At 62.8% G+C, this 20,392-nt stretch carries 19 protein-coding genes; 5 read left to right on the top strand and 14 right to left on the bottom strand.

Going from position 1 to position 20,392, the window contains the following annotated elements:
* Nucleotides 1–4 precede the first annotated feature (4 nt).
* Nucleotides 5–445: a hypothetical protein gene (locus tag PYR71_RS01990; protein WP_183914528.1), complete on the top strand. Its 441-nt coding sequence runs from the start codon at nucleotides 5–7 to the stop codon at nucleotides 443–445.
* Nucleotides 446–503: 58 nt separating this feature from the next.
* Here PYR71_RS01990 and visR read toward each other — a convergent pair whose 3' ends face one another.
* The 13 genes from visR to PYR71_RS02055 all read right to left on the bottom strand — a co-directional run bounded on the left by visR (nucleotide 504) and on the right by PYR71_RS02055 (nucleotide 12,695).
* Nucleotides 504–1,250 carry a transcriptional regulator VisR gene (gene visR / locus PYR71_RS01995; protein ID WP_183914526.1) on the bottom strand — a complete coding sequence of 249 codons (747 nt, stop codon included), beginning with the start codon at nucleotides 1,248–1,250 and terminating at the stop codon, nucleotides 504–506.
* A gap of 8 nt (nucleotides 1,251–1,258) precedes the next feature.
* On the bottom strand, nucleotides 1,259–2,005 hold the full coding sequence (gene visN / locus PYR71_RS02000) for a transcriptional regulator VisN (protein ID WP_275618033.1): 747 nt from the start codon (nucleotides 2,003–2,005) through the stop codon (nucleotides 1,259–1,261).
* Nucleotides 2,006–2,388: 383 nt separating this feature from the next.
* Complete coding sequence (gene fliF, locus PYR71_RS02005; RefSeq protein ID WP_183914522.1) at nucleotides 2,389–4,080, bottom strand: flagellar basal-body MS-ring/collar protein FliF; 1,692 nt, start codon at nucleotides 4,078–4,080, stop codon at nucleotides 2,389–2,391.
* A 196-nt stretch (nucleotides 4,081–4,276) separates the two neighbouring features.
* On the bottom strand, nucleotides 4,277–4,666 hold the full coding sequence (cheT, locus tag PYR71_RS02010; RefSeq protein WP_275618034.1) for a chemotaxis protein CheT: 390 nt from the start codon (nucleotides 4,664–4,666) through the stop codon (nucleotides 4,277–4,279).
* 15 nt (nucleotides 4,667–4,681) lie between these two features.
* On the bottom strand, nucleotides 4,682–5,236 hold the full coding sequence (gene cheD / locus PYR71_RS02015) for a chemoreceptor glutamine deamidase CheD (protein ID WP_183914520.1): 555 nt from the start codon (nucleotides 5,234–5,236) through the stop codon (nucleotides 4,682–4,684).
* Nucleotides 5,233–5,622 (bottom strand): response regulator, encoded by a 390-nt coding sequence (locus PYR71_RS02020; protein WP_183914518.1) that lies wholly within the window; start codon nucleotides 5,620–5,622, stop codon nucleotides 5,233–5,235. Before PYR71_RS02020 ends, cheD begins: the two co-directional genes overlap by 4 nt.
* Nucleotides 5,623–6,663, bottom strand: a complete 1,041-nt coding sequence (gene cheB, locus PYR71_RS02025) for a protein-glutamate O-methylesterase CheB (RefSeq protein ID WP_275618035.1) — start codon at nucleotides 6,661–6,663, stop codon at nucleotides 5,623–5,625.
* Complete coding sequence (gene cheR, locus PYR71_RS02030) at nucleotides 6,660–7,568, bottom strand: protein-glutamate O-methyltransferase CheR (protein WP_275618036.1); 909 nt, start codon at nucleotides 7,566–7,568, stop codon at nucleotides 6,660–6,662. Before cheR ends, cheB begins: the two co-directional genes overlap by 4 nt.
* Nucleotides 7,565–8,032: a chemotaxis protein CheW gene (locus PYR71_RS02035; protein WP_183914514.1), complete on the bottom strand. Its 468-nt coding sequence runs from the start codon at nucleotides 8,030–8,032 to the stop codon at nucleotides 7,565–7,567. The genes cheR and PYR71_RS02035 overlap by 4 nt, the downstream gene beginning before the upstream one ends.
* A gap of 3 nt (nucleotides 8,033–8,035) precedes the next feature.
* Entirely contained in the window at nucleotides 8,036–10,321 is a 2,286-nt protein-coding gene (locus PYR71_RS02040) for a chemotaxis protein CheA (RefSeq protein WP_183914512.1), read from the bottom strand.
* A gap of 17 nt (nucleotides 10,322–10,338) precedes the next feature.
* Nucleotides 10,339–10,704, bottom strand: a complete 366-nt coding sequence (gene cheY1, locus PYR71_RS02045) for a chemotaxis response regulator CheY1 (protein WP_003545492.1) — start codon at nucleotides 10,702–10,704, stop codon at nucleotides 10,339–10,341.
* A complete protein-coding gene (locus PYR71_RS02050) occupies nucleotides 10,701–10,997 on the bottom strand; it encodes an STAS domain-containing protein (RefSeq protein ID WP_039617876.1) in 297 nt (98 codons plus the stop codon). Before PYR71_RS02050 ends, cheY1 begins: the two co-directional genes overlap by 4 nt.
* A gap of 63 nt (nucleotides 10,998–11,060) precedes the next feature.
* On the bottom strand, nucleotides 11,061–12,695 hold the full coding sequence (locus PYR71_RS02055) for a globin-coupled sensor protein (protein ID WP_275618037.1): 1,635 nt from the start codon (nucleotides 12,693–12,695) through the stop codon (nucleotides 11,061–11,063).
* A 624-nt stretch (nucleotides 12,696–13,319) separates the two neighbouring features.
* Here PYR71_RS02055 and PYR71_RS02060 point away from each other — a divergent pair.
* Nucleotides 13,320–14,741, top strand: a complete 1,422-nt coding sequence (locus PYR71_RS02060; protein WP_275618038.1) for an ArnT family glycosyltransferase — start codon at nucleotides 13,320–13,322, stop codon at nucleotides 14,739–14,741.
* A gap of 278 nt (nucleotides 14,742–15,019) precedes the next feature.
* On the opposite strand, the gene PYR71_RS02065 is transcribed toward PYR71_RS02060, so the two are convergent.
* Nucleotides 15,020–15,280, bottom strand: a complete 261-nt coding sequence (locus tag PYR71_RS02065; protein WP_275618039.1) for a helix-turn-helix transcriptional regulator — start codon at nucleotides 15,278–15,280, stop codon at nucleotides 15,020–15,022.
* A 79-nt stretch (nucleotides 15,281–15,359) separates the two neighbouring features.
* Between PYR71_RS02065 and ybaL the strand changes: the two genes are divergently transcribed.
* From ybaL to secD, 3 genes are all read left to right on the top strand, one after another.
* Nucleotides 15,360–17,186 (top strand): YbaL family putative K(+) efflux transporter, encoded by a 1,827-nt coding sequence (gene ybaL / locus PYR71_RS02070; protein WP_275618040.1) that lies wholly within the window; start codon nucleotides 15,360–15,362, stop codon nucleotides 17,184–17,186.
* A 35-nt stretch (nucleotides 17,187–17,221) separates the two neighbouring features.
* The gene (locus tag PYR71_RS02075; protein ID WP_275618041.1) at nucleotides 17,222–17,602 is read left to right on the top strand and encodes a hypothetical protein; all 381 of its coding nucleotides are present in this window, start codon (nucleotides 17,222–17,224) and stop codon (nucleotides 17,600–17,602) included.
* An 84-nt stretch (nucleotides 17,603–17,686) separates the two neighbouring features.
* Nucleotides 17,687–20,233 carry a protein translocase subunit SecD gene (gene secD, locus PYR71_RS02080; RefSeq protein ID WP_275618042.1) on the top strand — a complete coding sequence of 849 codons (2,547 nt, stop codon included), beginning with the start codon at nucleotides 17,687–17,689 and terminating at the stop codon, nucleotides 20,231–20,233.
* The last annotated feature ends 159 nt before the right edge of the window (nucleotides 20,234–20,392 follow it).

Genomic DNA, 20,392 nt, shown 5'->3' on the forward strand with positions numbered 1-20,392 from the left:
CCGAATGAAAAAATGCCCTCACTCTGCCCAGCGTGAAAAGATCCTCGCAGACGCGATCAGCCCGGTCGCCACTGAACTGCGCCTTCTGGATGCCTCTGACCTTATTTCACTGCTGCGCTTCGAGTATTACGGCAATCTGGCCGATCTCGTCGCTTCGGCCGCGGAGCTTTTCTTTCATCCGGGCACGGTCAATTTCGGCCTGGGCGGAAACTATACCCTGGAATGGGGCGGCAAGCCGGAAGTCGTTCTCGACCTGGAAATCAAGCCGCGCGGCGTCACCGTCTATGCCCAGCTCACCCTTGCCGAGGACCATGCCGGCATCGAAATCAATCACATCGCCTTCCAGAATCCCTCTCCCGACCCCGACGAGAATACCGTTTTCCTGGAAAGGAGCCTTCGGCAAGCCCGCTACAGCGTGAAACCACCGCGCGCATTCGCCAGCTGATCGCCGCCAATCAATCAAGCCTTTGCGCCGTCTTTCGTGAAAGGCGGCGGACGTTGCCTCAGCTGATGTAGCCGAGCCGGATCGCCTTGGCGATCGCCTGGATGCGGTTGACAGAATCGAGCTTGATCGTCGCCGAGCCGAGATAGGCGTTGACCGTGTGCACGGACAGGCCGAGCTTTTCGGCGATCTCTTCGCTGATGCGACCATCGCCGGCAAGCTGAAGACAGGCGATCTCGCGCTCGCTCAGCGCCTCGGCGGCGCCCGTGCGGCGTTCGTCGAGCGAGAGTAGGTCCATCATGATATGGCAGCAGCGGCCGTGAAGCTCGACGATCATGTCGCTCGAAGGATCGATATCATCGCCCGTAAACAGGATGAAGCCATTGCCGACGGCGCCGAGCCGCACCGGAAAGGCAAGACCTGAAAAAGGCAGGATGCCGTCCTTCAGGCGCGTCATGAACGGCGCGAAGTCGGCGGGGCCGGGGGCCGCCCGGTCGTGAGCACCGGCCCATGAAAGCGGCAGCAGCGACTTTTCGATATGATCGAGAAGGATATCGCCATAGGCATCCGTGAAGGCCTTGCCGAAACCGGCATTGGAAGATCCCCAGTTCTCGAGTTCGCAGACGAGGCGCTGCTTTGCAGGCAGGCCGGAGCCGCTGACGCGATAGATTGCGAAGCCTTGAGCATCGGCGAGTTTCTGCATCGCGATCAGCCGCGGAAAAAGATCGGACCGGCTGGAAATCCTGTTCACCCGCACCATGCGCAGCGGATCGGCGCCATTCATCAGCCTGCTTGATGGATGCCCCATGAATCCCCCTAGACGAGATTGTTGCGGACAGCGAAAGCAATCGCCTCCGACCGGGTCTTGGTTGCCGTCTTGCGCATCACGCTGGTGATATAGTTGTTGATCGTGTTGCGGGAGATTCCGAGGATCATCGCGATCTCGTCGCTTGTCTTGCCCTCGGCGATCCAGAACAGGCATTCCAGCTCGCGGTCGGTCAGTTCGAAATCGCGGTCGACCCTGGCGCCGCTGCAGCGCAGGAAGCTCGCGACATAACCGGCAAGCAGGCCGACATCCCGCAGCCGCTCGGGCGACAGGATGAACCCTTCGCCGAACAGGAACATCAAGGCCAACCGCGAGCGGCCGACATTGAAGGTCAATGAACAATATTGGCGGCTGGCGCCCTCCGGCACGCCGGCGCTCTCAGGCAGCAGCGCAAAATTCGGCTGAAGGACCTGCATGCATTTTTCCAGCTCGGTGGAGCGGGCATAGCCGCTGACGAGATTGTTGGCGATGTCCTTGACGAGGTCGAAGGGCCAATCCGAGGAGACGACGAAATCGAGGCCGCTTTCCTGGATGAGATCACAACGCGCCAGCAGATAGTGCGAAGCGCCGACATATTCCGTTAGGGCGCGCAAACCGGACTGCAACCTGCCAGTGCCGGCGACACTGTGCAGCCGCTGGATCAGCTCATCGCGCGGCAACAGAGCCGGCGCCACTGCGCTTGCGAAATTCATCATCTGCCTCTCGCCTTTGCTCGCCTGAAATATGTTCATATCCATTGGCAACGTCCTGCGGCTGAGAAACGATCACACCCGGTGCAACGACAGTTTTTCTGTAAAGGATTCAATTCATGTCTCGCGGGAATCCCATTTCGAATCACCCAAGGGTAAGCCAGCCGATGTAAAGTACCATCTCCGACTTCTAGGGATTTACTTTTGCCGCCGTACATGCCCTGATTCGAATGCCGCTCATGCCTCTCGAGACATCGTCGAGGCTACGGTGATTCTAGCTGTACCGCAACTTGATTCGCGTTTTACGCGAGTGGGCTCCGCAGCTTTATCCACCTCGCTGAACGCGTCCTACCGACCTTTGCCGGGACCGGCAAGCCCCTTACGGGAAAGCCTGGCACGAACATGAAAAAGGCCGGTTTCCCGGCCCTTTCTCATGCTGCCTCGTCGATTGCCCATTTCCGGAGGATTTTCGCGGCGCGCTCCTCGTTGATCTCGACCATGCGGGCGAGCTTTCGTTCCGGGCCTTCCTTGACACGGCGGTTGAAGTTGCCGTCGTCGTCGCCGAGGCTGAGCAGATCCTCGGTGCTGTCGAAGCCGAAGTCGGATCCGAAGCCGTCCATGAGAGCGCCCCCAGGCGCCCCTGCCGCCGGCGCGAAGTCCGGGAGCTCGAGCCCCGCCGCTTCCGGCGTGGCGTCGCCGAGAACCGCGCCTGCACCGTTGCCGCTGACGCTGCGGACCAGCGGACGCAGGCCCATCCAGACCACCACGAAGGCAACCGCGACGAAGGCGAGCGAGTTGATGATGCCGGCGAGATTGCGGCTCAGCATGTCCATGACCCGGACACCGCCGGTGGCGTCTTCGAGCAGCTGATTTTCGAGGAAGTCCATGGCCGTGACGGTGACGACGTCGCCGCGCTTGGCGTCGATGCCGGCGGCCGAAGCGACGATCTTCTGCATTTCGGCGAGATAGGCGTCGACCTTGGCCTGATCGGCAGGCTCGCCGACCATCTTGGCGATGCGGCCCTTGTTGACGACCACGGCGATGGACAGCTTTTCGACCTTATAGCTGTTGCGGGTCGTCGCCGTCGTCTTGCTGTTGATTTCGTAATTGGTCTGCTCTTCGCGCTTGTCGGACTTGTCCTGCGATTCCGGGCCACTGGCGCCGCCGGCGTCGGGGGCTGCCTGAGGAATGTTCTGTTCGACCGTCGTCGCATTGTCGGACTGCTTCTGCTGCGACTGCTGAGCTTCCTTCGTCGAGCGCACCGAGCGTTCGACTTTGGATTCTGGATCGTAGGTCGTTTCCTGGATCTGCTGAGCGTCGGTGTTCAAGTCGGCGGTGACGCTGGAGCGGAAGTTGTCCATGCCGAGGAACGGCGCCAGCGCCTTGTCGATGTTGGATTCGACTTCCTGCTGAACGTTCTGGACGATGTTAAGCGAGCGGTTCAGCGAGCTGTTGCTCGCCTCGTCGCCGGACGCGAGCAGCTGGCCGGCGGAATCGAGGATCGTCACGTCATCAACGTCGAGCCCCGGCACGGCCGAGGCGACGAGATGGCGGATCGAAGTCGCAGCGCCGCGCCCGGTGGCCGCACTGGCGCGAATCATCACGGAGGCCGTCGGTTTCTGTTCCGCCTTGCGGAAGTTCCCGACCTCCGGCATGACGATGTGGACGCGGGCGGCTGTTATGCCTGAGATCGACTGTATGGTGCGGGCGATTTCGCCTTCCAGTGCGCGAACCCGCGTCACTTCCTGCATGAAAGAGGTGAGGCCGAGCGAGCCGACATTGTCGAAGAGTTCGTAACCGGCATTGGCGCTGTTCGGCAGGCCGCGCTCGGCAAGCATCAGGCGGGCCTTGCCCGTCATGCCCGCCGGAACGGTGATGCTGGCGCCATCCGTGCCGACCTGGAAATTGATGTTGGCTTCGGCAAGCGCCATGCTGATCTGGTTAAGATCGGGAGCGTCGAGACCGACGTAGAGCGTTTCCTGTGCCGGTTTGTTGACGAAAAGGGCAGCCGCAAGGATGATGGCGATGGAAACGGCGCCGACGCCACCCAGAATCATCAGGCGCGTCCGGCCCAGGGCAGCAAAGTTCTTAAAGATCTGAACTAATTGATTTAACAGATTCATTCTGTTCTCGCACGATCCGTCAAAGACAAAGCAGGCTTATTGCCTCATCTGACGAATAATCGGCGAAACTTGTGCGAGCGTTTCGTGGAGAGCGCGCGAGCGAAAGGCTCAAGCCCGTCATGCAGCGATTTTGCGAGAACGACGTCGGTGAAACGAAGGCCCAAGACGGGAGGGGCGGCGCTGAAGGACGCGCGCGTTAGAAGAAATCGAAGTCGCCGGCCGCCTTGCTGAGCGGCTGGGAATGGCCGTGGCGGGTGGCGCCGCCCAGTGCCTTCTGCATCTCCGCCAGCTTGACGAGGCTGAGCGCGGTTGCGACGTCGACGGTCCAGCCGAGCGGGATTTCGCCGGTGATGGTGTCGATGAATTCGGCGAGGCCGCGCGATTTCTGCACCGCCAGATCGATACCCTGCATGACCTTCATGGCGTCCGGCGAATTCAGAACTTCGGCGCCGCCGAGCTCGAGAAGCTGCGGCTCGATGCGTTCGATCAAATAGGCGACATCGTGCAGTTCGGACACGATGCGCATCAGGATGTCGCTCAGCGCTTCCACAGGCGCGGGCGGCTCCATTACCTGGGTAAATGTCATATCAAAATCCTCGCATCAAAAAAATTCGATACTGGTTTCGGCGGGCTTCTGCGGAGCGGCGGGACGCTGCTCGAGAGCGACGGTTCTCTGGGTTTCGGCGCCGGTCAATGGGTATTGCCGGGCACGACCGGAGACCGGCCAATATTCGAGCTTGCGCCCATGCTCTCCACCGGTGGAGGAGCCGACCACAGGGATGCCTTCATCCCTCAGGAACTGCATGGCGAAGGCCGCATTCTGCTCACCGACGTTGGAGAAGGTCGAGATCGTCTTTGCGCCGCCGAAGACCTTTGCCTCCAGTCGGTCGCGCCTCGCGCCCTGCTTCAGGAGGCCGTTGATCAGCAGTTCCATCAGATGCACGCCGTAGCGCGTGGCATCGCCGCCTGATGTCGGCGACGTCGCCGAACCGGGCAGCAGAAAGTGGTTCATGCCGCCGACGCCGGCGACAGGATCTCTGAGGCACGCAGCCACGCACGAGCCGAGAATGGTCGAGAGGACCGCATTCGGATCGCTCAGAACCTTATACTCGCCTTGAATGATGTGCACGCGGCGGGCTGCCCCCTCAGTGATCATTTCAAGGCTCCAAACACGGCTTCGATGGCCGCTCTCATCTTCTCGATCGTGAACGGCTTGGCGAGCACGTTGTTGGCGCCGAGCTGGGCGGCCTTCTGCACCAGCGCGCGATCGCCCTGGGCCGTGAGGATGATGAAAGCCGCCTTCTTGGTATTCGGGTTGGTGCGCACGGCCTGAAGGAAACCGATGCCATCCATCTTCGGCATGTTGAAGTCCGAGATCACCAGATGGTGCGGCTGCTCGGTCATGATCTTCATGCCCTGTTCGCCGTCGCCGGCCGAAGTGATCTGCTTGAAACCGAGCTGTGTCAGCGCGTCGCTGAGCAGCAACCGACTCGTTACCTGATCATCGACGATCAGAACTTTGATTTTCTCCGCGATCGACATTTATTCGGTCCCTTCCTTTCGGGCGGCTGTCATTTTCAATATTTCCTCACCGATGGCAGACAGTGGCAGCTGCTGCTCAACGGCGCCAAGTTCGTGCGCAACCCTTGGCATTCCGTAAACGACACAGGTTTTTTCGTTCTGGCCGAGGGTTCTGGCGCCGGCGTGACGCATTTTCAACAATCCGGCGGCGCCGTCGCGGCCCATTCCGGTCAGAATCACGCCAACGGCGTTGCGGCCGGCCAGTTCCGCAACCGAATCAAAGAGCACGTCCACCGAGGGGCGGTGACCGTTGACCGGGGGGCGGTCGAGGAGGCGGCAGCACGGCGCCGAAGCGCCGGTGACCTGAAGATGACGTTCGCCTCCGGGCGCCAGATAGATCTTGCCGATCTCGAGGCGGGCGCCGTCGGTCGCTTCCTGCACCACCGGCGCGCAGAGGCGGTTCAGCCGTTCGGCGAAGCTCTTGGTGAAGGTCGGCGGCATGTGCTGGGTGATGACCGTCGGCGGGCAATTGGCCGGGAACTTCTGGAGCACGGCAATCAGCGCCTCGACGCCGCCGGTCGACGAGCCGATCGCGACGATCTTGCGGCCGACCCGGAAATCGGTGACGGAGGGCGGCGCGACGGCAGCCGCCGGTTGGGAGAACTGGCGCTGCGTGCGGGCGGCCGCCTTGACCTTCTCGGCGAGGTCGCCGAAGGGCCTCGGTTCGCCGGGACCCGGCTTGCCGACGCAATCGAAAGCTCCGATCTCAAGTGCTGCAAGCGTCGCCTCGGCGCCGCGATGGGTCATCGTGGACACCATGATGACCGGCATCGGGCGCAGCGTCATGATCTTTTCGAGAAAATCGAGGCCGTTCATGTTCGGCATCTCGATGTCGAGCGTCACGACGTCGGGGTTCAGCCGCTTGATCGCCTCGCGCGCTTCCAGCGCGTCGCCGGCCTGGCCGATGACGTTGACTTCGGGGTCCGAACTCAGGACGGCGGTGATCAGACCGCGCATCGTCGGCGAGTCGTCAACCACAAGAACCCTTGCCGGCGCGCTCATGCCTTCCTCCCGAGACCCTTGGTCGTGTAGCGATAGGTCGTGATGCCGATATTGTCGAAGACGTGTTTCGCCTCGCCGGACACGCGCTCGGAATGGCCGATATAGAGATGGCCGCCTTCCGGCAGCAGACCGGCGAAACGCTGCCAGATTTTCATCTGCGTCGGCTCGTCGAAATAGATGACGACGTTGCGGCAGAAGATGACATCGAACTTCCCCTTGAACGGCCACTGCGCCATCAGGTTCAGCTCGTTATAGGTGATCAGTCGCTTGACGCGGTCGTCGACCTGGAATTTCCGGCGGCCCTGCACCTCGACTTCGCTGAACCATTGCTTGCGCATGGCGGGCGACACGGTTTCGAGCGCGGTTTCGTCATAGGCGCCGGCGCGGGCGATCGCCAGGATCTTCGGGTCGATGTCGGTCGCCAGGATTTTAAAGTCGTAGTCGGCGACATTCGGCATCAGCGATAGCACGGTGAGCGCGATCGAATAGGGTTCCTGCCCGTCGGAGGAAGCGGCCGACCAGATGCGCACCCTGCCGCCCGCTCTCGCCCGCTGCAGAAGCTCCGGCAGCACATGGTCGCGCAGATGCTCGAAATGATGGTTTTCGCGGAAGAAGCGAGTGAAATTGGTGGTCAGATGCGACAGCATTTCGCGGCGCTCCGCCGCACCCGCCGGCGAAGCGACGAGTTCGCAATATTCCCGGAAGCCGGAAAGGCCGAGATTGCGGATATGCTTCGACAAACGCGAATAGACGAGCGAAGCCTTCGTCTCGTTGAGGAAGATGCCGGCATCCGAGTAGATCATGGCGGCGATTTCCGTGAGGTCGCGGCGTGTCAGCGGATATTCTCCGCTCGCCAGCACCTGGTCGGCTCCCTGCCTCTGATCCTTTGCACCCATTGCACTCATGCGGCTTCGCTTTCGGTCTCGGAAAAGAGGGCTTCAAGCTCGATCAGGCAGATCATGCGCTTGTCGATGGCGAGAATGCCTCGGGCAAATTGGCGCTCGAGGTCGGAGGAGATTTCCGGCGTCGGCTGGACGATCTCGTCGGTGACGGTCAGAATGTCGGAGACGGCGTCGACCAGCAGGCCGACGACTTTGCGACGGACCTGTGCGACGATGATGACGTGACGGGCTGTGGGATCGGCGGGCTTCATGCCGAGCCGAGCGGCAAGATCGATGATCGGCAGCACCGCGCCACGCAGGTTGATGACCCCCAGCATATAGGCAGGTGAATGCGGTATCGCGGTCGCGGGGGTCCAGCCCCGGATTTCGCGAACCGACATGATGTTCACGCAAAATTCCTGATCTCCGATGCGGAACGCGATCAGCTCGCGATCCCCCTGGTTCAGACTTTTTACAGCGTACGACATTCCTTACCCTACAGCTGCTAACGACATTTCCGCTTTGAGCGACTGGCCGCGCGAGGCGCCGACCACCGCGTCGACATCGAGGATGAGCGCCACGCGCCCGTCACCGAGAATGGTGGCGGCGGCGATGCCCGGCACGTGGGTGTAGTTGGCTTCCAGGCTCTTGATGACCACCTGACGCTGCCCCTGGATGGCATCGACCATCAAGGCGCGCTGGCCGCCGCCTTCGGATTCCACCAGAAGCGCCACGCCTTCGACGGGATTGGCCTGGGTGGCGCGGAAGTTCAGGATGCGGCCGACATCGACCAGCGGGCAGAAAGAGTTGCGGATCGAGATCAGCCGGTGGTTGGCGCCGAAGGAATGGATCGCGGCAGCTTCCGGCTGCAGGGTTTCGACGATCGCGGTGAGCGGCACGACCAGCGTCTGGCCGGCAACGGTGACCACCATGCCGTCGAGGACGGCAAGCGTCAGCGGCAGGCTCATGGTGAAGACCGAGCCGTGGCCCGGCTTGGACGTGATGTTGATACGGCCGCCGAGCGCCTGGATCGAACGCTTGACCACGTCCATGCCGACACCGCGGCCGGAGATGTCGGAGATCTTGTCGGCGGTCGAGAAGCCCGGCAGGAAGATCAGGTTGTCGATCTCCTCATCCGACAGGTTGGCATCGGCCGGGATCAGGTCGTTGTCGATCGCCTTCTGGCGAACTTTCTCGCGGTTGATGCCGGCGCCGTCGTCGGCAAGCTCGATCAAGATGCGGCCGGAACGATGCTTGGCAGTGAGGCGCACGGTGCCTTCGGTGTTCTTGCCGGCGGCCGCGCGCTTTTCCGGCGTCTCGATGCCATGGTCGACGGCATTGCGGATCATGTGGGTCAGCGGCTCGGCCAGCTTGTCGATAACCGTCTTGTCGACTTCGGTGTTTTCACCTTCGGTGATCAGGCGGATCGACTTGCCGGTCATGTCGGCGATTTCGCGGACGATGCGCGACATGCGCTGGAAGACCGGCTTCACCGGCTGGGCGCGGATCGCCATCACCGAGTCCTGGATCTCGCGGGTGAGCTGCTGCAGCTCTTCGAGGCCCATGTTGATCGAGGAGGTGCCGGTCGTGTCGTTCTCGATGACGCTCTGCGACAGCATCGCCTGGTTGATGACCAGTTCGCCGACGAGGTTGATGAGGCGGTCGACGCGGTCGAGATCGACGCGGATCGTCTGGCCGGCGCCGGCGGTATTGTTCTGGGCGGCGGCATTTGCCGCGGCGGCCGCGGCAGCGGCCGATTCCTTCTTCTCGACGCGGGCGGCTGCGGCCGCCATCTGCGTGACGTTGGACGCGGTCTCGGCAGCGGCAACGGCGGCTGTCGCATCTGCGGACCGCGCGGCGGAAACCTGCGCCGTGGCGTCCGTCTCGTCGAGGATCGACAAATCGAAGGGAACCGGCACCATCGGCAGTTCCTCATTGCCGGCCGCGCCGGCGCCTGCTGCCTCGACCGGCTTGACAGTCAGGTCGCAATCCCATTCGGCGAATTCGAAGACGGTGCGGATGGCGTCTTCGCCCTTGTCCGTCTTGATCGTGACGTTCCAGAAGAAATAGGCGCCTTCCGGATCGAGCTCCTCGAGACCCGGCAGCTCATCCATATTACAATAGATAGTCATCTCCCCGAGACGCGAGAGATCGCGCAGCAGAAGGGTGGCGTCATTGCCCTTGGAATAGAGCTCGTAACGCGGCTTGAAGGTGACTTCATAGGCCGGCAGGTCGGAGGCCGTATCGTCGCTGCCGAAATCGTCGAAGGAAAAGGGAATCGGCTGGAAGCCGCTGTCATCGGTGGGTTTGGCGGTCGGCGCCGGAGCAGCCGGGGCCGCTTTTGCCGCGGCCTTCGGCGCAGGCGCCTCAGCGGCGGCCGAGGGAGACGGCAATTCACCGTTGGCCAGCGCTTCCAACTCCTTGACGAGGCCGCGGCTGCGGCTTTCATCGACGCTGCCACCGTCGCGCGCGGCATTGGTCAGGTCGGCGAGCACGTCGGCCGACTTCAGCATCACCTTCAGGACGTCCTGGGTCGGCTCGAGCTTATTGGAACGAACGCAATCGAGAGTGGTCTCGAACACATGGGCGAAGGCAACCAGATCATCAAGGCCGAAGGCGCCGGCGCCCCCCTTGATCGAATGCACGGCACGGAACACCGCATTGACGGTTTCCGGATCGCGATCGCCATCGTTCATTTTCAGAAGACCGGATTCCAGCTCGGCGAGCTGTTCCTCGCACTCCTGGAAAAAGATCTCTTTGATTTCGTTCATATCCATAGGAGCAAATCCTGGGTTTAAGCGGTTACACGCTCAATTGCATCGATCAGCTTGGCCGGGTCGAAAGGCTTGACGATCCAGCCCGTGGCGCCGGCCTGGCGGGCGCGGTTCTTCTTTTCCGCGTCGCTCTCGGTCGTCAGAACCAGGATCGGAATCGCCCGATATTTCTCGTTGCGGCGGACACCTTCGATGAAGCCGAAACCATCGAGGCGCGGCATGTTGATGTCGGTGACGATGACATCAGGATTGGACTCTTCGAGAACCTCGAGACCCTCGATGCCGTCTTCCGCCTGGATGGTCTCGAAGCCGGCATTGTTCAGCGTCACGAGCAGCATGTTTCGGATGGTGCGGGAATCATCCACGGTCAGTACTTTTTTCTTCATTGCCGAATCTCCTTGGCAAGCAGGTGGTCAAAATTGACGCCAACCAGCTGCATGGTTTTTTGAAATGCATCGGACACCTGGGAGAAGGTGAACGGCTGCTTGTCCTGTGCCCAGGTCTTCTCGGCGGACATCAGGACCTGTGCGCAAAGAGCACCGATCCGCTCAACGCCGGATGCGTCGATCGAAAGACCGCTGCCCCTGAACGAAAGGAGTTTTTCACGCAAGGCGGAAGCCTCGTTGAGGTCGAGCACCGCTGTCAGATTCAGCGTCTTGCCACTCTTCTTTGCTACCATCAGCTTGTCCTTGTCCCCTTGTCCCCGGCCCGAAAAGATGAGCTGAGGCGATAATCCGATAGGTTAGTAAACATTCCGCCCACCTCCGACGCTTGCGAGCGATTGGGGAAGGCCAAAATCGTCATTTTCATATTCGTCCTCGACCGCGGCGGCGCGGGCGGCGGCGTCGATGACGCGCGACGGCGCCACGCGGGCCGGCGCCGGCCGGCCGGCCTGGGCGTTTTCGCGGGCGATGCGGAATTCGCGCACCGTACGGCCGAGCTCGAGAATGACGGTGTGGAGATCGTCGGCGCCTTGCGTCGAACGTTCCGCAAGCCCGGCGCTTTCGGCCACCTCGGCGCCCAGGCCCTTGACGTCCGCGATAACGCCGTCGAGGCTTGCGGCATGTTCGCCGGTCCTTATGGCGATGCCTGAGATGGCGGCATTGATGTCAGTCACCTGGCGCACGATGCTGCCGATTGAATCCTGCGTGCGACCGACCATCTGCACGCCGGCGTCGACCTGCGCCTTGGTCGTCGTCACCAGCGTCTTGATCTCGCGGGCGGCTTCCGCCGAGCGCTGTGCCAGCGCCCGGACCTCCTGAGCGACCACGGCAAAACCGCGGCCGGAATCACCGGCACGAGCAGCCTCGATGCCGGCATTCAGCGCCAGAAGATTGGTCTGGAAGGCGATCTCGTCGATCGCGCCGATAATCTGGCCGATCTTTTCGGCCGACCGTTCGATATCGGCCATGGCGCTGATCGCGCGGCCGACGACCTCGCCGCTTTCCTCGACGGCAGCGCGCGTCGAGGCGGCCGCCTGTTCGGCGGCGCGGCTGTCGGCGGCGCCGTCACGCACGCTGCCGGCAAGGGCGGCAAGGGCGGCGGCGGAAAGCTGCAGCCGGTCGGCCTGGCCGGACGCCGCGCCGGCGAACTGCCGCGACAGGTCGGCAAGCGAAGCCGTTGCCGCTTCCGCCTTGACGGTGCGTCCGGTGATGTCGGCGAATTCGGCCTGGAGACCATCCAAGGCGCCGTTCAGCGCAGCGGCGATCCCGGCATAGGCGCCGTCGGCGTCGACGGGAGCGCGCCGCGTCAGATCGCGGGCGGCCAGGCCTTCAATGACATCGCCGAAGATCCTGACGATCTCGGCCTCATGATCGGCGCGCTGATCGGCAAGCGCGCGGTGCTGGGCGGCGCGCTGCGCATTGAAGCGGAGCGATACGGCGATTTCCACATCGACCATGACGATGCGGACGATCGCCGTCATCAGTTCGGAGATTTCGCGGGTGCGGCGCTTGGCCGACGGCAGCAGCGGCCGGCCGGCGATCTCCTCGGCGAGGCCGGAAAGGACGTGCTCCAGCATGACGCCATGACCGGCGACGTGCCAGCGCGGGTCGAGACCCATCTTGTTTTCGGTATCGGAGAGAACCTTGACACGCTCGGCATAGAGGCTGTCGAAGCGGGCATCCGTCAGCACGTCCCAATGCGAGGACTGCAGATCATGCAGGCGTTCGATCTGGCGCTCGGTCTCGAAGTTGCGCGAGGCGTCGGGGAATGACTGGAACCGGTGGAAAAGGTCACGCAGGCCTGCCTTCAGATAGGCTTCGAGGGCCGGCCGGTTGCGGCGCACCAGCTCGCACTGATCGGCATCGAGACCGGCAAAACGCAGGCGGTCGCGCAAGCTGCCTGCCTGCGCGCCACGAGCCTGATCTGATGGCATGTCCTGCCTCAACGCCTGTCCCCAACCCACGTTCCGGGCGAATGCCCGGCTAAAACTGTCGCTGCATCCGATGAACGCAAAGCGTGGAGATGGTCCTCAGCCTCCGGGTACAACCGGCGGCTCAAAACCCCCTGATCAGCCATGTTTCGGAGCTGTCTGAAGAGATGGATACCGGATCGACCCGGTACGGCGGTACGGCGTCATGCCTGGTGGGAACGAGTGCATCTTCCCATTCCGACGTGTAACCCAATGTTTATGGTTAATTCCTTGCCCGAAGGTTAATAAGCCTGTCCGCTAGCCGGCTTTTGAAGCAGTTCAAGGCAGTTCGCGAGAAATACTGCCGGAGAGTTGCACGGCTGCTACAAGGCACACGCAAGCTCCGTGGTATATGCCGGTCGACAACCAAGACATGACGTCGACAAGGACAGAGCAATGATTGTTCTCGGATTGGGTTCCTGCTTGATCGCAATGAGCGTGCTTGCAGCCATCGCCCGGCTCGATTCCCTCGCGGCAAGCCGCGACATCCGCATGCTGCGGGTGTTCTAAGCCCCTTCCCCGTTGGCAGTCCGGCGCCTTTGGTGTAATCGCACTCGCGCATTTCATGTCAGCGGAACACTCACGTTCATGTCCCCCAGATCTGGTCTTCTCATCGTTCTCGGCTTCACGCTCTGGCGCGTGGTCACGCTCTATTTTGATGCGACGGACCTTTTCGTCGACGAGGCGCAGTACTGGTTCTGGTCGCAGAATCTCGATCTCGGCTATTATTCCAAGCCGCCGATGATAGCCTGGGTGATCCGGACGATGACCGAGTTTTCGGGCTCCGACGCCATCTACTTCATCAGGCTGCTCGGGCCATTGATCCACATGGCGGCGGCACTGGTGCTGATGAAAGTCGCGAAGCGTTTCGTGGGGCCGGAGATCGAAGGCTGGACGGGCGCCACCTATATCACGCTGCCCGGCGTGGCGCTTTCCTCGGTGTTCTTCTCGACCGACGTCATCCTGCTGTTCTTCATCGCTATCGCCCTGCTTGCCTATTTCGGCCTGACGCAGCGGCGCTCGGTCGGGCTGGCGCTCGTCATGGGCCTCGGGGTCGGCCTCGCCTTCCTGACGAAATATGCAGTGCTGTTCGTCGTTCCGGGCGGCGCACTTGCCCTGCTCCTCATTCCGGCGGCGCGGATCGCCATCCGGGATTTCATCATCGCCGTCGCGGTCGCGGCGGTCGTTGCCTTGCCGAACCTCTGGTGGAACCTGCAGCACGACAACACGACGGTGCGCCATACGCAGGATATCGCCCATTGGAGCGACCTCGGCATCAATTTCCGCCGCGGACTTGAATTCTTCGCCGCGCAGTTCGGTGTCGTCGGGCCGATCATCTTCTTCGCGATCCTCTGGGCGGTCTATCGTATGATCAAGGGCCGGAGCGACGACCGCGAGAAGATGCTGGTCTGGCTGTCGATGCCGGTGGTGGCGCTCATCACCCTGCAGGCGACGGTCGCCAAGGCCTATGCCAACTGGGCCGTGACCGCCTATGTCGCGGGGACGATCCTCGCCGTCTGGCTGCTTTACCGGATGTGGCCGAAGGGGCTGAGGCTGTCGCTCACCATCAACGGCGTCGCAAGCCTGCTGTTTCCGCTGGCGACGATCTTTCCGCAGCAGGTGCTGCTGCCGAACGGCGACGAATTGATGAAGCGTTATCTCGGCCGCGCCGAGGTCAGCCGCGAGGCCGCAGAGCTCGCCGATCAGGCCGGCACCGACATCATCGTCACCAACAACCGCGACATGGTCGCCGATCTTTTCTATACGCTGCGCGATGCCTCCTACAGGATCTATGCGCGGGCGCCGGCCGGCCTACCGGAGAGCTATTACGAGCAGGAATTCGCGCTGCCCGCCGAGACCGCCGGCAAGGTGCTTTTCCTGACAGACGGTCCCTTCGCCTGCGCGGCCGAAACGCCCGAGGTGCTGAAGAGCTGGCAGCCGACCGCAGGCTACTACAAGGGCAAGACGCTCTATATCTACAAAGTCTCGGCCACCTGCCTGGCGCCGTGAGTCCGGTTTAGAGCCTTTCCTGGTTAGATTGAAGCATTTTGTTGGCTCAAACGGAGTCGGATGGTCGACCGGCCGGCGCGCGTCTTAGCCCAGTCCTACGGCGAAGCCGGCCGGTCGATCAGCCGGCCCGTTTCAGCCAACCCGAAGGGCCGGGCACCTTTCCGCCAGGATCAGAGGCGATCGGCTCGGACGTACCTGAGGGTATGCCCGTCGCCAATCGCCTCTGCCCTGACGAAAACCTGCTCCGGCAGAATGCTTCAATCTAACCAGGAAAGGCTCTAGCTCGGCCGATCAGGGAGGCAGAGGCCGGTGCCCGCGCCTTCGATTTCGACGAACCTGACGCCACCCCCTTCGAAGGCGAGGCGCAGCTGCGCCTCCGTCGCGCGGTGAATGTCGTGGTGGCCTCCCTCGTAATCGCGGATGGTGCTGCGCGAGACGGCGGCCCTGTCGGCCAGCTCCGTCTGGGTCCAGTCGAGCAGGCCGCGCGCCGCGCGGCAGAGAGCGGGCGTGAGAATTGTCGCCCTTGCACCTTGACCCATGATTCCAACTCACCCATATTGGTCGATATAGACCATATATGTCATATTGAGCGCAGGATTTCCAGAGCGGGAGACGGTAATGCCGCACGATACGCCCTTGATCTCGACAATCGTCGGCGGCCTCGTGCTGGCTTTCATCTTCGGCGCACTTGCCCATCGGCTGCGCATGCCGCCGCTCGTCGGTTATCTGGTCGCCGGCGTGCTGGTCGGACCGCATACGCCGGGTTACGTGGCCGACCAGAACCTTGCGCCGGAGCTTGCCGAAATCGGCGTTATCCTGCTGATGTTCGGCGTCGGACTGCATTTCTCGCTGAAAGACCTGATGTCGGTGCGCGGCATCGCGCTGCCCGGCGCGATCGCACAGATCGGCTTCGCGACATTGCTCGGCTGGGGGCTCGGCGCCCTCATGGGATGGCCGACCGGCGGCAGCCTGGTGTTCGGCCTGGCGCTTTCGGTTGCCTCCACCGTTGTGCTGTTGAAGGCGCTGCAGGAGCGGCGGCTGGTGGAGACGGAGCGCGGCCGGATCGCCGTCGGCTGGCTGATCGTCGAGGACCTCGCCATGGTGCTGGCGCTGGTGCTGATCCCGGCGGCAGCCGGCATCGGCGACGAAGGTCATGCTCCCGCCGAGCCGCTTTCGGCGGGGCTGAACCGCCTGTTCGGCCTCGATCTCGGCATCGGCGGCATGATCGCCATGACGTTGGTGAAGGTGGCGCTGTTCGTGGCGCTGATGCTGGTCTTCGGCCGCAAGCTCATTCCCTGGATGATGCATCGCATTGCCCATACCGGCTCGCGCGAGCTCTTCCGGCTCGGCGTGCTGGCGATTGCGCTCGGCGTCGCCTTCGGCGCGGCCAAGCTCTTCGGCGTGTCGCTGGCGCTCGGCGCCTTCTTCGCCGGCATGGTGCTGGCCGAAAGCGAGCTCAGCCATCGCGCCGCCCAGGAAAGCCTGCCGCTGCGCGATGCCTTCGCCGTGCTCTTCTTCGTCTCGGTCGGCATGCTGTTCGATCCGAATATCCTGATCGACAGTCCGCTGCCGATCCTCGCCACCATTTTCATCATCGTCATCGGCAAATCAGTCGCCGCCCTGCTGATCGTGCTCGTCTTCAAGAGGCCGCTCGCCACGGCGCTGACCATTTCGGCGAGCCTCGGCCAGATCGGCGAATTCTCCTTCATCCTCGCCGCCCTCGGCGTCGACCTCGGACTGTTGCCGGAGGAAGGCCGCGACCTGATTCTGGCCGGCGCCATCATCTCGATCATCCTCAATCCGCTGCTGTTCTTCCTCTGCGACCGCATGCGCCCGTGGCTCGAAGGGGCAAAACGTCAGGAGAGCGCAGCCGAGCCCGCTGTGGTACCCGCTGAAGAAGCGGTGCCGACTGAAGACGACGAGGTGCATCCGAGCGGCCTCCACGGCCATGCCATTGTCGTCGGTTACGGGCGGGTCGGCAGAATCGTCGGGCAGAACCTGAAATCGGCGGGCACGCCCTTCCTCGTCATCGAGGATTCCGACAAGCGTATCGGCGAGCTGAAAGCCCAGGGTATCGAAGCTTTCCTGGGCAATGCAGCGGCCACGGAGACGCTCGATCTCGCCAATCTGCCGGCGGCGCGCAGCATTGCCATCGCCATCCCGAACGCCTTCGAAGCCTGCCGCATCGCCGAGCAGGCGCGCAGCGCCAATCCATCCATTCTCATCGTCGCCCGCGCCCATTCCGACGCCGAAGTCGATGCGCTGAAGCAATATGGCGCCGACACCGTTATCATGGGCGAATGCGAAATCGCACTGGGCATGGTTGACCGGCTCGCCCAAGTGCATCATGAGAGTGTGGCCTATGAAGACGATCATGGGCCTGATACAATTGCCCCGACGGATGACCCTCCGCCGGAAAGAAATGAAAGATTGGCGCGCTTTTGAGCCGATACGGAAGTGACATCGCCGGGACGGAGGAGATGGAGCTGGACCAGCGCCGTCTGACGAACCGTATCGCTGCTTCCCTGCTCTTCGCCATCCTTGCCTATATCGGGCTGCTTTTCGGTGGCAATCTCGTCATCGCGCCGGCGACCGCCGTCAACACGCTTTCCTCGCCGGGCCGCGAGCCGCAGCCGCCGCAGCTGAGCGCGCGCGATGCCGTGCGCGGGGTGCTTGCCGCCGAGCGCAAGCTTGCGCCGAAACAGGCCGCCTACGACGCCGGGTCGCCTGCCCTTGCCGCTGGCCCGGCCCTCGATTTCGCCGGCTGGAACAGGGCCTCCCCTCTCCCGGCATTCGAAGCTCCGCTTCATGCTTCAGTTTTCAGCGCCCATCAGCCGCGCGCACCGCCGGCCGCCGCCTGACATTGCGCCGAGCGGCGCTTCCGAGCATTGATGACATGCCGCCAGCGCCCGAGCGCCGGCCCTCGATTATCTAAGGAATACAACATGCGCAATTCACCCTGGCTGGTGTTCACCTATTCGGTGATCATCGTGATCGGCCTATTGATCGCTCTGCCGAACATCCTGCCGCAATCCACCCTCCAACGCCTCCCGGCTTGGCTTCCACATGAGCAGGTGTCGCTCGGCCTCGACCTTCGCGGCGGTTCCCACCTCGTCCTGGAAGTTGACGAAGCCGATCTGACCAAGGAGCGGCTGCAATCGCTGCTTCAGGACGCGCGCCGCGTGCTGCGCGAAAAGGGCATCCAGCCGAAGGCCGTCGTGCGCAGCCAGAACCAGATCGTCGTGACGCTTGCCGATGCCGCGCAGAGCGATGCGGCCGTCACCGAACTCAAGACGCTCGCCAATCCGATCAGCACCGGCCTCAGCGCCGGCCAGGCGGATCTCGCCGTCACCGCCAACGGCGCCACCATCACCGTCGGCTTCTCGCCGGCCGGCATCTCCGCCAATGTCGATAATGCCGTCCAGCAGAGCCTGGAAGTCATCCGCCAGCGCGTCGACCAGGTCGGCGTCTCCGAGCCGACCATCCAGCGTATCGGCGCCAATCGCGTGCTCGTGCAGCTGCCCGGCGCGCAAGATCCGACGCGGCTGCGCCAACTTCTCGGCTCCACGGCCAAGATGTCGTTCCACATGCTGTCGCCGAACAACCAGCCCGGCCCCGGCGTGACGATGATGCAGGACGACGAAGGCCGGTCCTATCCGGTGCTCGACCGTGTCGAAATCTCCGGCGACCGTCTTTCGGATGCCCGCGTCAGCTTCGATCCGAACACGCATGAGCCGATCGTCAGCTTCCGCTTCGACAGCGCCGGCGCCACCCGCTTTGCCGAAATCACCCGGCAGAATGTCGGCAATCCTTTCGCCATTGTGCTCGACGACAAGGTGCTGAGCGCACCCGTCATCCGCGAACCGATCACCGGCGGATCCGGCCAGATCTCCGGCAACTTCTCGGCCGACAGCGCCACGACGCTTGCCGCCATGCTGCGAGCCGGCGCCCTGCCCGCCAAGCTGACGGTCATCGAAGAGCGTACCGTCGGCGCCGACCTCGGCGCCGACGCCATCAGGATGGGCATCTATTCCGGCATCGTCGGCTTTGTCCTCGTCGCAGCCTTCATCTTTGTGCTCTACGGCACCTGGGGAATCCTGGCGAACGTGGCGCTGCTGATCCACACGATCCTGACCTTCTCGGCGCTGACGCTGGTCGGCGCAACGCTGACGCTGCCGGGCATCGCCGGCGTCGTTCTCGGCATCGGTCTGGCGGTCGACGCCAACGTTCTGATCAACGAGCGCATCCGCGAAGAAACGCGCAAGGGCCGGAGCGCCTTCGCCGCCATCGACACCGGCTTCCGCCGCGCCTATTCGACCATCATCGACGGCAACATGACGGCCCTGATCGCGGCCGCCATCCTGTTCTGGTTCGGCTCGGGACCGGTGCGCGGCTTTGCCGTGACCATGGCGCTCGGCCTGATCATCTCGATGTTCACCTCGGTCGCCTTCGTGCGCGTCGCGATGATCGAGATCACCCGCCGCAGCAAGATGAAGGTGCTGAACATCCGGCCGCTGATCCCGTTCAGCCCTTACGACAAGCATATCCAGTTCATGAAGGCGCGCTTCTTCGGCGTCACCGTTTCGGCGCTTCTTTCTATCGCCTCCGTCGTGCTGTTCATTCATCCCGGCCTCAACTATGGCGTCGACTTCCGCGGCGGCATCCAGATGTCCGTCAAGACCCAAGGGACGGCCGATCTGGCGAAGTTCCGAGAAGGCCTGGACAGTCTCGGCCTCGGCGAAATCACGCTGCAGTCCTTCGGCGGCAATAACAGCATTCTCGTTCGTGCGCAGCGCCAGGAGGGCGGCGAAGAGGCGCAGACCGCTGCGGTCACCAAGCTGAAGGCCGAAGTCGCCAAGATCGATCCGACCGCCACTGTCGAAGGCACCGACGTCATCGGTCCAAAGGTCAGCGGCGAGCTTGCCTCGGCCGGCATTTTGTCGGTGGTGATCGCAAGCTTGGCGATGCTGATCTATATCTGGGTGCGGTTCGAATGGCCGTTCGCCGTCGGCGCCATCGTTACGCTGGTGCTCGACGTCACCAAGGCGATCGGCTTCTTCGCGATCACCGGCCTCGACTTCAATCTGACGGCCATCGCCGCGATCCTGACGCTGGTCGGCTATTCGGTGAACGACAAGGTCGTCGTCTATGACCGCATGCGCGAAAATATGCGGCTCTACAAGTCGATGCCGCTGCGCGAGATCATCGACAAGTCGATCAACGAGACCCTGGCGCGAAGCCTTTACACCAACGCGACAGCCTTCCTCGCGCTGGTGCCGATGGCGATCTGGGGCGGCAGCGCCGTCTCGAGCTTCGCGATCCCGATGGTGTTCGGCATTCTGGTGGCCGGCGCCTCGTCGATCTTCATTGCCGCCCCCATCCTGCTCTTCCTCGGCGACTGGCGCCGCCGCCATGCCAAGGCGCCGGCAACCGACGCTGGCGTCGATATCATCCCGCCGGAAGAGGGCCGCTCGCGCAAGTCGGCGAGCTGAAACGGGTCGTTAACGCATCCTTGAACAGGGCGCCGGTTGCAGAGCCGGCGCCCTGTTTTTATTGTTACCTATTGCCAGGATAAAATTATGCAACAATTCAAGAGATTACAGCACCCGTCGCGCGTCTGAGAAAGGCACGCGACGGACGCAGCAGAGATC

This window comes from Rhizobium mulingense, assembly GCF_029194105.1.
Classification (GTDB): Bacteria; Pseudomonadota; Alphaproteobacteria; order Rhizobiales; family Rhizobiaceae; genus Rhizobium; species Rhizobium mulingense.